Consider the following 12,360-nt stretch of genomic DNA (forward strand, 5'->3'; position numbering starts at 1 on the left):
CACCTCACAATAAGATATATCTTATTTATAGTTTACCATAAATTAATTGGTTTTAAAATGAAAAAAATGATTGAAATCACTAGACAAAGTGAAATGTAAACGCTATAATTCAATTGTGAAATGATATATCAAATTTAAGAGGTGACGAGAATGGTTTATACAGAAGTTCCAAAATCCGTAGCAACATTTATGGAGACAATTACAGAAAAATGCGGTGAAGCACATCAAGATTGGGCAAAAAACTTTCAGGCGGCCTTTGCCAATACTTTACTAACAACAGTGAAACGTCAAGAAGATGGTACTACCTTTTTATTAACAGGCGATATTCCAGCAATGTGGTTGAGAGACTCAACAGCACAAGTTCGTCCCTATTTAGTGATTGCGAAAGAAGACGAAGACCTTGCTCAAATGATTGCTGGGTTGGTTAAGCGTCAGTTTCGTTATATTTGCATTGATCCATATGCCAATGCGTTTAATGAAACAGATAATCATGCAGGCCATCAAACTGATAAGACCGAAATGAATGGCTGGATTTGGGAACGGAAATATGAAATTGATTCATTATGTTACCCGGTCCAATTAGCCTATTTACTTTATAAAAATACTGGGATGACCGAACAATTTAATTCAGATTTTGTGGAAGGCGTCAAAAAAATTCTCAACGTTTTTACAACAGAACAAGATCACGCACAGTCACCTTATTTATTTGAACGAGATACGTGGCGTCAAGAAGATACGTTGGTTGAAGCAGGGAAAGGAACGCCAGTCGGCAAAACAGGGATGACATGGTCAGGCTTCCGTCCTAGTGATGATGCCTGCCAATATGGTTACTTAGTTCCTTCTAATATGTTTGCAGTCGTAATTTTAGGCTATATTCAAGAAATTTTCTCTGATGTTTTAGAAGATGCTACGATTGTGGCGATTGCTAAAAAATTACAAGAAGAGATTGAAGAAGGCATCCAAACATTTGGACGAACAAAAAATCAAAATAACGAAACGATTTATGCGTATGAAGTGGATGGCTTAGGCAATGCAAGCGTGATGGATGACAGTAATGTTCCCAATTTAGTAGCAGCCCCTTATCTGGGTTATTGTTCAACAGAGGATGAACAATATTTAACAACGCGTCAAACCTTATTAAGTAAAGAAAATCCTTACTTCTATGAAGGCAAATATGCGAAAGGGATTGGTAGCTCGCATACACCAGAAAATTACGTGTGGCCGATTGCTTTAGCAATGGAAGGAATGACAACCAAAGATAAAGCAGAAAAAGAACGAATTTTAGATTTATTAGTTGCCACAGATGCGGGGACTCATTTGATGCATGAAGGTTTTGACGTAGATAATCCTGAAAATTATACAAGAGAATGGTTTTCATGGGCTAATATGATGTTTTGTGAATTAGTTATGGATTATTTTGACATCCGAGTGGAAAAATAGGAGGAAAAGTGATGACAAAGAAAAAAGTCTATATTGTTTCCCATAGTCATTGGGATCGTGAATGGTATCTTCCTTATGAAGAACATCATATGCGCTTAATTGAATTAGTGGATAATGTATTAGATTTAATTGAAAATGATCCAGAGTTTAACAGTTTCCATTTAGATGGACAAACGATTATCTTAGACGACTATTTACAAGTTCGCCCAGAGAAAAAAGAAGCCGTGAAAAAAGCTGTCCAAGCAGGCAAACTAAAAATCGGACCATTTTATATTTTACAAGATGACTTTTTAATTAGCTCTGAATCCAATGTTCGAAACATGCTGATTGGGCATTTAGAAAGTCAAAAATGGGGAGCACCAGTTCAATTAGGTTACTTCCCGGATACATTTGGTAACATGGGTCAAACGCCTCAAATGATGCAATTAGCAAATCTGCCTGCGGCTGCCTTTGGACGTGGGGTGAAACCGATTGGCTTTGATAATCAAGTCTTAGAAAGCGACTATAGCTCACAATATTCTGAAATGTGGTGGGAAGGTCCTGACCAAACGAAAATTTTCGGCTTGCTTTTTGCGAACTGGTATAGTAACGGGAACGAAATTCCTTCAGAAAAAGAAGCGGCAATCGCTTTTTGGAAACAAAAATTGGCTGATGTGGAACGTTACGCTTCCACAAACCATTTATTGATGATGAATGGGGTCGACCACCAACCGGTACAAAGAGATATTACTAAGGCCATCGCTTTAGCCAATGAACTATTCCCAGAATATGAATTTATTCATTCCAATTTCGATGACTATTTGAAAGCTGTTCAAGAGGAGTTACCAGAAGATTTAGGAACAGTAACAGGCGAATTAACGAGTCAAGAAACGGATGGCTGGTACACATTAGCCAATACTTCTTCTGCTCGCGTCTATTTAAAACAGTGGAACACAAAAGTCCAACGCCAATTAGAAAATATCGCAGAACCTTTAGCAGCAATGGCTTACGAAGTAACTGGCGACTACCCACATGAGCAATTTGATTATGCTTGGAAAACATTGCTTCAAAACCATCCGCACGATAGTATTTGTGGCTGTTCTGTCGACGAGGTTCACCGAGGCATGATGACTCGCTTTGAAAATGCCAATGATGTCGGGCATTTCTTAGCAGATGAAGCAACACGACAATTAACAGAAGCAATTGATACAAGTGTTTTCCCAGAAAAAGCGCACCCGTTTGTTTTATTTAATACTAGTGGCTATCAGAAAACGGAGGTTGTCACTGTGGAAGTGGAGATTGAACGATTGCCATTTTATACAGGAAAACCTGAAGATCTTTATCATGAATTAAAACAAAAAGCCACCCCAGATTATCAAGTGATTGATCCAACTGGAAAAGCCGTTGCAAGCCGTATTGTCAAAGAAGATGTTCGTTTTGGTTACGATTTACCTAAAGATGCTTTCCGTCAACCGTACATGGCTAAATACTTAATGGTCGAATTATCTGTCAAAGAAATGGCGCCATTCTCTTGGGATAGCTTTGCATTGATTCAAGGAGAAACGAAAGCTTTTGAAGGAAGTCTTTTGGCTCAACCAGCAACAAATGAAATGGAAAACGAATTTATTCAAGTGAAAATTGAAAACAATGGTAGCTTAACCATTGCTGACAAAAAAACAGGAGAAACATTTTCAAAATTGTTAACATTTGAAGATACTGGCGACATTGGGAATGAATATATCTTTTTCAAACCGACCGAAGACCAAGGAATTACAACCGAAAATGTAACGGCTGAAATTACGAATAAAGAAAATTCCCCTGTAAAAGCAAGTTATCAAATTAAACAAACCGTCATGTTACCAGTTTCAGCAGATGAACGATTAGAAGAAGAACAAAAGGCTGTTCGTGAGTTTAGAGAACGCCAAGCACAACGTTCAACGACGCTTCGCCCGTTCGAAATAACGACAGTGGTTACAATGATCAAAGAAAGTAACCAATTATTCTTTGAAACAACCATTAATAATCAAATCAAAGATCATCGTTTACGCGTGCTTTTCCCAACTGGCATGGTCACAGAAACACACGAAGCGGATAGTATTTATGAAGTCGTGACACGACCAAATCAAGTAAGCGACGCATGGGAAAATCCAACAAACCCGCAGCACCAACAAGCGTTTGTGAATGTTCATGACCAAAATAAAGGCGTGACTATCTTCAATGAAGGCTTAAATGAGTATGAAGTATTGGCAGATGGAACCATTGCGGTCACATTAATTCGTTGTGTTGGCGAACTAGGTGATTGGGGCTATTTTGCGACACCAGAAGCACAATGCCAAGGAGAATATACCTTTAAATATGGTTTGTCATTGCATGGAAAACCAGAAGAACGCTTTGCTACGTATCAACAAGCCTATAGTGCACAAATTCCTTTTACTGCAGCTACTACTACGCGTCATGAAGGTAAACTAGCACCGAACCATGTCTATTTGACAACGGCAGAAGGACCAATTGGTTGGACAGCCGTTAAACGTCAAGAGCAAACAAATCATTTAGTCGTTCGTGGCTTTAATCTAACAGCGCAAAATATTCCTTGTGAACTTCACAAAGAGACACAACCAGCGACTTGTTTAACAAATGTATTAGAAGAACCGTTGACACCAGCGATAGAAGTTGATGCACCATTACGTCCGTTTGAAATTCGGACATGGCGTTTCGAAAAATAAATAAATAGGAGAACTTTGTTGAAAAGGACAAAGTTCTCCTATTTTCTTCTCTGTCGTTTTTTTGAGATATTTATAATAAAAATCTAGCGAAACAATGAGAAAATCATTCATTTTACGGTCAATTTGTGCTACTATAACGTCAACTGAAGGAGTGAAGCTAAATGGATTTAACCAATCGTTTTAATCGTCAAGTAAATAAAATTGCTGTTTCTTTAATTCGTCAATTTGACGAACAAGTCTCAGGAATTGAAGGTATTTTAAAATTAACGCTAGGAGAGCCGGATTTTAACACACCTGAGCATGTCAAAAAAGCAGCCAAAGAAGCAATTGATACGAATTTTTCTCATTATACAGGGATGTCTGGTTTATTAGATGTCCGTGAAGCAGCCGCTTATTTTATGAAAGAAAAGTACCATTTGACTTACCAGCCTGGGACAGAAATTTTAGTAACAGTTGGAGCAACAGAAGCGATTTCAGCTTCGTTATTAGCAATTTTAGAACAAGGTGACAAAGTGCTATTGCCAGCACCTATTTACCCAGGGTATGAACCAATTATTACATTGGCGGGGGCGGAACCGGTATATTTGGATACACGAGGCAACGATTTTGTCTTGACCCCTGAAATGATTGAAGCGGCAATGGCCGAGCATGGGGAACAAGTCAAAGCAATTATTTTAAATTATCCTAGCAACCCAACTGGTGTCACCTATAACCGCCAAGAGTTGCAAGCAATTGCTGATGTTCTAAAAAAATACGACATTTTTGTGATTAGCGATGAAATTTATAGTGAGTTAACTTATGATGAGAGTCATGTTTCGATTGCTGAAATGTTACGTGACCAAACGATTTTAATTAACGGTTTGTCGAAATCACATGCCATGACAGGCTGGCGGATTGGCTTTATTTTTGCACCAGCGATTTTAACAGCGGAGATCATTAAAGTTCATCAGTATTTAGTTACTGCGGCTGCAACAGTGTCTCAAAAAGCGGCTGTTCGTGCCTTAATCGAAGGAATGCATGATGCTGAAATTATGAAAGAAGAGTATCGGAAACGGCGCGATTTTGTTTATGAACAGATGACTCAATTGGGGTTTGAGGTTGCACGTCCAAATGGCGCCTTTTATATTTTTGCTAAGATTCCTACTGGTTATGAACAAGATTCTATGAAATTTTGTATTGATTTAGCGCAAAAAGAAGCAGTAGCGTTGATTCCAGGTATTTCTTTTGGCCCAGAAGCAGAAGGATACGTCCGAATTAGTTATGCGTCCGATATGGATAAATTAACAACGGCCATGGAACGAATTGCACATTACATGGCGACACAACGCGTAACGCACTAGCCTTTATAGATTCTTTACACACCTTTACCTTTTATTTACATTTAATTGAAACAGAATTAACAGAGTCTTGGTAGACTAAACTTGTAACTAATTGAAAAGGAAGTGCAAAGATGAAAAAACGTGTAATTGCAGCAACTATGCTGAGTCTAGGGTTATTATTAACTGGGTGCGGAGCTCAAGGAGGCACAACTGAAAAATCCAGCGAAGCGGATAGTAACAAACCAGTTAAAATTGTCGCTGTTGGTTCCACCGCTTTACAACCGTTAGTAGATGCTGCGAAAGATCAATTTACACAAGAACATCCTAATTATACAGTTTCTGTCCAAGGTGGCGGCAGCGGAACAGGACTTTCGCAAGTTGCAGATGGCGCAGTGACCATTGGAAATTCCGATGTGTTTGCCGAAGAGAAAGATGGCGTGGATGCCTCTAAATTAGTCGATCATCGGGTGGCCGTGGTCGGTATGGGACCAGTGGTCAACAAAGAAGTCGGCGTGAAGAATTTAACGAAGCAACAATTGATTGATGTCTTTACTGGCAAAGTCAAAAACTGGAAAGAAGTGGGCGGCAAAGATCAAGAAATCGTCGTAATAAACCGCGCAAACGGAAGTGGCACCCGAGCAACATTTGAAAAATGGGGCTTAGATGGAGCTAAACCAGTTCAATCACAAGAACAAGATTCTTCGGGAACAGTTCGTAAAATTGTTGAACAAACACCAGGAGCAATCAGCTATTTAGCTTTTTCTTATATGGATGATTCCACCGTTGCCTTAAGCATTGATGGTGTTGAACCAAAAGAAGAACACGTGAAAGACAATTCATGGAAAATCTGGTCTTATGAACATATGTATACAAAAGGGGAGCCTAATAAAGATGTAAAAGCCTTCTTAGACTATATGGTCACCGATGATGTTCAAAAAACAATTGTCAAAGACTTAGGTTATTTAGCCATCACAGATATGCAAGTAGAACGTGATGTAAATGGAAAAGTAACTGAAAAATAAACAAAAAAACTCAGCCAATAAACAGGATTGGCTGAGTTTTTTTAGGCTTCTTTTTTTGTTAAAGGCAAGGTGATTGTAAAAGTGGTCCCTAAGCCTAAGTGACTATCAATGGCGATTTTACCGCCTAATAATTCTGTGTAATTTTGGACAATAGCTAGACCTAGACCGGTGCCACCAGAATGACGGCTACGTGCTTTATCGACACGATAGAACCGTTCAAAGATCCGTTCTTGGTCTTTTTGACTAATGCCAATGCCAGTATCTTGAACAGATAAACGTAATTGCTGATTTTCTATAGCATAAGAAATAGTAATCTGACCATTTTCTTGGGAATACTGAATGGCATTTTCAATTAGATTCTTCACGATTGGATAAAACAATTCGTATTTGGTGAAAAACTGGCTCTCTGGCAGACCATGAACGACTGTTTTCAGCTGTTTTGCTGCCAATTGTTGCTGATAAGAACCGAGAATTTCTGTAATAAATTTTTCTAAAGTAATTTCTTGCTCTGCATAAGGAATTGTCGCGCTGCCCCGAGAAAGTTCTAAAATTTCTTGAATTAATTGTTGCAGACGCTGGGCATCTTTTTGCATGATGTGCAAAAATTGATTAAGGACTTCCGGATCTTCTTTGGCGCCGTCTATGAGTGTCTCGGTAAAGCCCAAAAGAGAAGTGACAGGCGTTTTTAATTCATGAGACACGTTTGATACAAAATCTTTTTGCATTTTTTCTAGTTGGCGAACGCGCGTTAAATCATAGGCAATTCCTAACACTTGATAATCATTGGCACTTTGATCATCCAAGTAACGAAGAGAAAGATCTAAGCGTAAAGGTGTTGGTCCCTGTGTCACAGTGATTTCTTGATGTAAGCTGTTTTTTTCAGCGACGACTTGATGGATTAAATGAATCAAATCGGCGTCTTGAATCACTTCAAGATAATTGCTTTGCATATTTTTAGCAGAGAGTCCTAACATTTCCTGCATTTTAGGGTTCAACAGACGAAGCCGTCCTTGCGTATCAATGATAAAGACACCAATCATCAACTCATCTAAAAGTTCGTGAAATTGCTCATCCGCAGACGTATACGCTTTATACGTTTGACTTACTTGTTGACTCAGTAAGTTAATAGTTTCGTAAAGTTCATTCCATTCAGAAGATTGCTGGATAATGGATCGATTTTCATCTGGATGTTTAAGCATTCGTTTCAGAATCGGTAAGACAGTCACTAGCGGTTGATTTTTTTGCCGTAACAATAAAAAGATAAACAAGGTAATTAGTAGGAACAAGATGCCAAATGTAAAGATAATATAGCGACGAAAAGATTGGATATTTTTAGAAAATAGCGCGGTTTGTTCCGAAATCCGAATAATACCAACGATTTCTCCTGATTTTAAAACAGGCGTGGCAACGTACAGAAGTTCTTTATTTAACGTTTTACTCTTTCGTAAAGCTGAACCATAGGTAGCTCCTGATAGAACCGCAGCGATTTCAGGTCGTTTTTTGTGCGACTCTAGCGGTTCATTTTGGCTGCTGTCAAAAAAGACGGTACCATTTTTTTGCAACAAAGTTACCCGTTCTTCTGCATCATCTAACGCATGGGTGACAAGGAGTTGTTGTTGGTTTGTCAGTTGCCCTTTTTCGAAAACGGAAGGGGGCAACTGGTCTGTTAAAAGGGTATTTTTTCTTCTTAAATAGGTTTCTTGCTGAGCAACCATTTCTTTTTGAAAGAAAAAATTGGTCGCTGCAATACTCCCGACAAATAATAAAAGCATGACTGCCGCAACTAAAAAATATTCAATCCGCAGTCTCTTTTTCATCGTTTTGGCTCCTGAAAACGGTAGCCAAAGCCACGGACAGTTACTAAGTAAACGGGCCGTTTGGGATCGGGCTCGATTTTATCACGTAAATGACTAATGTGGACATCGACGATGCGACTTTGTCCAGCGAAGTCATATTGCCAAATTCGTTCCAACAAGGTTTCCCGATTAATGACCCGATCTTTGCGTTTCATAAAGTAAACGAGTAATTCAAATTCTTTCGGTGTTAGTTCAATGGGCTGATTGCGCACAAAGACTTCATAATTTTGTTCATCCACACGAATCTCGCCAATCACAAGCGGAGCTTTAGGTGTGTCCTCTTGAAGCGGTTCGGTCGTGGTAGGTTTTAAACGACGAAAAATAGCTTTCATGCGTGCTAGGACTTCTCTGGGACTAAAAGGTTTTGTTAAATAATCATCTGCCCCAATTTCTAAGCCGATGATTTTATCTACTTGTTCATCTTTGGCAGTTAAAATCAAAATAGGCGTGTCAATTTTTTCTCGACGAAGTGCTTTGGTAATTTCTAAGCCATCCATACCAGGAAGCATTACATCTAAAATTATAAAATCATATTGATTAGACAAAGCTAATTCGAAGCCGTTTTTACCATCTTCGGAAGTAGTCACCTGATAGCCTTCTTTTTCCAAATTAAAGGTTAACAAAGTTAAAATCGATGGTTCATCATCGACGACAAGAACTTTTTTCATTTACATAACTCCTTCAAGAAATTTCTGAAAATAAGTGTATATTTCACTATTGTTAGTTTAACATATTTTTAGAGGAAGAACGTACTTTAAAGTAAGCGAGAATGCTACTTTTGAGAAAAGTCAACTCATGGTATAATAGAGAAATGAAATGAGGAGAAGCGAATGATTGGTATTAGTAGTTGCTTAGGTGGGATTTGTTGCCGTTACGATGGAAAATCTCAAGAACAAGAAGCGTTAAAACAACTTGTAACTAATGGAAAAGCAATAATGATTTGTCCCGAAGTTTTAGGAGAGTTGCCCATTCCACGTCCGCCAGCAGAAATCATTGGCGGGGACGGCTTCGATGTTTGGGCGAATACTGCTTATGTATATACGGATAACGGGGAAGATGTCACTGAGGCATTTAAAGCAGGGGCACAACGCGCGTATCAAAAATTAAAAGCCCAACAAATTACAACCTTGATTTTGAAAGAAAAAAGTCCCAGCTGTGGCAGCCAGCTGATTTATGATGGACAATTTTCTGGCATTAAAAAAGCTGGAGTTGGAGTCGCAACTGCTTATTTTATTCAACAAGGAATGACCGTTTATTCTGAAGAAACATGGCAACTTGCGGACATTTCTTTTTAAAAGGTAAAAACTTAGTAAAAAAAGATTGACTATTCCCTATGAAATCGGTAACCTATAAGGGATTGAAGATGGGAGCACGGCTCATGGAAATGGAAAAAACAAACCGCATGAATGCGTTATTTGAATTTTATTCGACATTATTAACGGAAAAGCAGATGAATTATATGGAGCTTTACTATGCTGATGACTTTTCTTTAGGAGAAATTGCGGAAGAATATGAGGTTAGTCGCCAAGCGGTTTATGATAACATTAAACGAACCGAAAAAATTTTAGAAGAATATGAAAAAAAGTTACATCTTTATTCAAACTATGTTGTACGGAAAGAATATCTTGAACAACTACAGCAGTATGTTCAAGAAACTTATCCCAAAGATAGTGAAATCAAAAAATATATTGAACAAATTCAAGAAATAGAGGAATGAAACTATGGCTTTTGAGAGTTTAACAAACCGCCTACAACAGGCAATGAGTAAAATCCGTCGTAAGGGAAAAGTTTCCGAAGCCGACGTAAAAGAAATGATGCGAGAAATCCGTTTGGCTTTATTAGAAGCCGACGTTAATTTACAAGTGGTCAAAGATTTCACAAAACGCGTCAGAGAACGGGCAGTAGGAGTCGAAGTATTAGAAAGCTTATCACCAGCCCAACAAATTGTAAAAATTGTTGATGAAGAATTAACGAAAACGTTAGGTTCAGAAACGGTTGAACTGAATAAATCTCCAAAAATCCCGACAGTGATTATGATGACAGGGTTACAAGGGGCTGGTAAAACAACTTTTACTGGTAAATTAGCAAAACACTTAATGAAAACTGAAAACGCTCGTCCGCTTTTAATCGCTGGTGACGTTTATCGTCCAGCAGCGATTGATCAGTTGAAGGTTTTAGGTCAACAATTAGAAGTTCCCGTTTTTGATATGGGAACAGATGCTAATCCAGTGGAAATTGTTCGTCAAGGGTTAGCATTAGCAAAAGAAAAGAAAAATGATTATGTCTTAATTGATACGGCCGGCCGTTTACACATTGACGAAGCTTTAATGGACGAATTGAAACAAATTAAAGAGTTGGCTAATCCCAATGAAATTCTGTTAGTTGTTGATGCGATGACGGGGCAAGATGCTGTCAACGTTGCAGATAGTTTTAATGAACAGCTTGGAATTACTGGGGTTGTTATTACCAAAATGGACGGCGATACTCGTGGGGGGGCTGCGCTGTCAATTCGGGCAGTAACGGGCGCTCCGATTAAATTTGTCGGTTCTGGTGAAAAATTAACCGATTTAGAAATTTTCCATCCCGATCGTATGTCGAGTCGTATCCTAGGTATGGGGGACATGTTGACGCTAATTGAAAAAGCGCAACAAGATTACGATGAGAAAAAAGCAGAAGAACTTGCTCAAAAAATGAAAGAAAACAGTTTTGACTTTAACGATTTTATTGAGCAATTGGATCAAGTTATGGGCATGGGACCGATTGAAGACTTATTAAAAATGATCCCTGGAATGAGTAACATGCCTGGTATTGAAAATGTCAAAGTCGATCCAAAAGATGTGGCACGGAAACGGGCGATGGTCCTATCAATGACCCCTGCAGAACGTGAAAATCCTGATCTATTAAATCCTAGTCGCCGCCGCAGAATTGCAGCTGGTTCAGGAAATAGTGTGGTTGAAGTCAATCGTATGATTAAACAATTTAAAGAATCCAAAAAAATGATGCAACAAATGTCCAAAGGGGATATGAACATTCCTGGTATGGATCAAATGTTAGGTGGCGGCGTTAAAGGCAAGCTAGGTAAAATGGCCATGAATCGTATGATGAAGAAAAACAAAAAGAAGAAAAAGAAAAAAAGATAAACAGGCTTTAGTTAATTATCGTAAGAAACAGAAAGTGCGCCATCAGTCTCTTCGACTGATGGCGCACTTTCTGTTTAAGCGTAGTTTTGGATAATTGCGTTTAACGATTCGGTAAAACCAGCGCCGTGTTGTTCATAATATGACGTAAATCGTTCATCACCAACATACATAAGTCCTAACCCTTTATGTGCTTCTGGCGAATAGCTTGACCAAGAGTACATTAACCAATCTTTGTGTAATTGGAAAATTTCTTGCGCAAGTTGGCTAGTCAACTTGGGTGATTTTTGATACATGGCTAACTTAGAAAATAAATCTTTTTCCACGTTCTGCATTGCTTGCATGTCTTTTTCCGTCAAGTTTAAATATTTTTTGTTGGCTTGTTCAATCGTTTCGTTGCCATATTTTTCCCGAATCTCTTTACCATATTTTTCTTCGTTTTCTTGAACTTTTTGTTGTTTGAATGCTTCGAATTTTTGCTGATCTGACATGTTTATCTCTCCTTTGTAATGGTGTAAGGTTTGTTGAACAGAGGCTAAAAGACGATCAATTTCATTGCGCTTTTCCAATAGTTTTTGTTGATGCTCGTATAAAGCCTGTTCAACATTAAAGTTAGGTTGCTCCAAAATTTCTTTAATTTCATCTAGTTTCAGATCCAATTCACGGTAAAAAAGAATTTGTTGCAAACGATTCACCTCGGCTTGCCCGTAAATTCGATAACCAGAAGAATTAATTCTGGCTGGTTGAAGAAGACCAATTTCATCATAATATCGTAACGTCCGTGCACTGACGCCAGATAGTGAAGCCATTTTTTTTATTGTATATTCCATCATTCATTCCTCCTGACAAAATCTATCATAAACCTTTACGTAACGAGAGGGTCA

10 protein-coding genes are annotated in these 12,360 nt (G+C 38.4%); 7 read left to right on the forward strand and 3 right to left on the reverse strand.

Annotated features, from left to right (window positions below; translation table 11 throughout):
• Positions 1-150: 150 nt before the first annotated feature.
• The 4 genes from IGI80_RS16805 (at position 151) to IGI80_RS16820 (ending at position 6,483) form a co-directional block, all read left to right on the forward strand.
• Entirely contained in the window at positions 151-1,440 is a 1,290-nt protein-coding gene (locus tag IGI80_RS16805) for a glycoside hydrolase family 125 protein (protein ID WP_002357422.1), read from the forward strand.
• Between the two features lie 11 nt (positions 1,441-1,451).
• Entirely contained in the window at positions 1,452-4,142 is a 2,691-nt protein-coding gene (locus tag IGI80_RS16810; RefSeq protein ID WP_438724197.1) for an alpha-mannosidase, read from the forward strand.
• Positions 4,143-4,303: 161 nt separating this feature from the next.
• Positions 4,304-5,482 (forward strand): pyridoxal phosphate-dependent aminotransferase, encoded by a 1,179-nt coding sequence (locus tag IGI80_RS16815; protein WP_438724198.1) that lies wholly within the window; start codon positions 4,304-4,306, stop codon positions 5,480-5,482.
• 110 nt (positions 5,483-5,592) lie between these two features.
• A complete protein-coding gene (locus tag IGI80_RS16820) occupies positions 5,593-6,483 on the forward strand; it encodes a phosphate ABC transporter substrate-binding protein PstS family protein (protein ID WP_002374731.1) in 891 nt (296 codons plus the stop codon).
• Between the two features lie 41 nt (positions 6,484-6,524).
• On the opposite strand, the gene pnpS is transcribed toward IGI80_RS16820, so the two are convergent.
• Together pnpS and IGI80_RS16830 are read right to left on the reverse strand one after the other, a co-directional pair.
• Positions 6,525-8,300: a two-component system histidine kinase PnpS gene (gene pnpS, locus IGI80_RS16825; protein ID WP_002390658.1), complete on the reverse strand. Its 1,776-nt coding sequence runs from the start codon at positions 8,298-8,300 to the stop codon at positions 6,525-6,527.
• A complete protein-coding gene (locus tag IGI80_RS16830; protein ID WP_002360193.1) occupies positions 8,297-9,007 on the reverse strand; it encodes a response regulator transcription factor in 711 nt (236 codons plus the stop codon). Before IGI80_RS16830 ends, pnpS begins: the two co-directional genes overlap by 4 nt.
• Before the next feature lie 162 nt (positions 9,008-9,169).
• Here IGI80_RS16830 and IGI80_RS16835 point away from each other — a divergent pair, with 162 nt between their 5' ends.
• From IGI80_RS16835 to ffh, 3 genes are all read left to right on the forward strand, one after another.
• Positions 9,170-9,634: a DUF523 domain-containing protein gene (locus tag IGI80_RS16835; protein WP_002364031.1), complete on the forward strand. Its 465-nt coding sequence runs from the start codon at positions 9,170-9,172 to the stop codon at positions 9,632-9,634.
• Positions 9,635-9,717: 83 nt separating this feature from the next.
• A complete protein-coding gene (locus IGI80_RS16840) occupies positions 9,718-10,056 on the forward strand; it encodes a putative DNA-binding protein (RefSeq protein WP_002357429.1) in 339 nt (112 codons plus the stop codon).
• A gap of 4 nt (positions 10,057-10,060) precedes the next feature.
• On the forward strand, positions 10,061-11,479 hold the full coding sequence (gene ffh, locus IGI80_RS16845; protein ID WP_002360194.1) for a signal recognition particle protein: 1,419 nt from the start codon (positions 10,061-10,063) through the stop codon (positions 11,477-11,479).
• A gap of 74 nt (positions 11,480-11,553) precedes the next feature.
• On the opposite strand, the gene IGI80_RS16850 is transcribed toward ffh, so the two are convergent.
• Positions 11,554-12,309: a MerR family transcriptional regulator gene (locus IGI80_RS16850; protein ID WP_438724199.1), complete on the reverse strand. Its 756-nt coding sequence runs from the start codon at positions 12,307-12,309 to the stop codon at positions 11,554-11,556.
• Positions 12,310-12,360: the final 51 nt, after the last annotated feature.

The sequence above is a fragment of the Enterococcus sp. DIV1420a genome, assembly GCF_051712165.1.
Taxonomy (GTDB): Bacteria; Bacillota; Bacilli; order Lactobacillales; family Enterococcaceae; genus Enterococcus; species Enterococcus faecalis.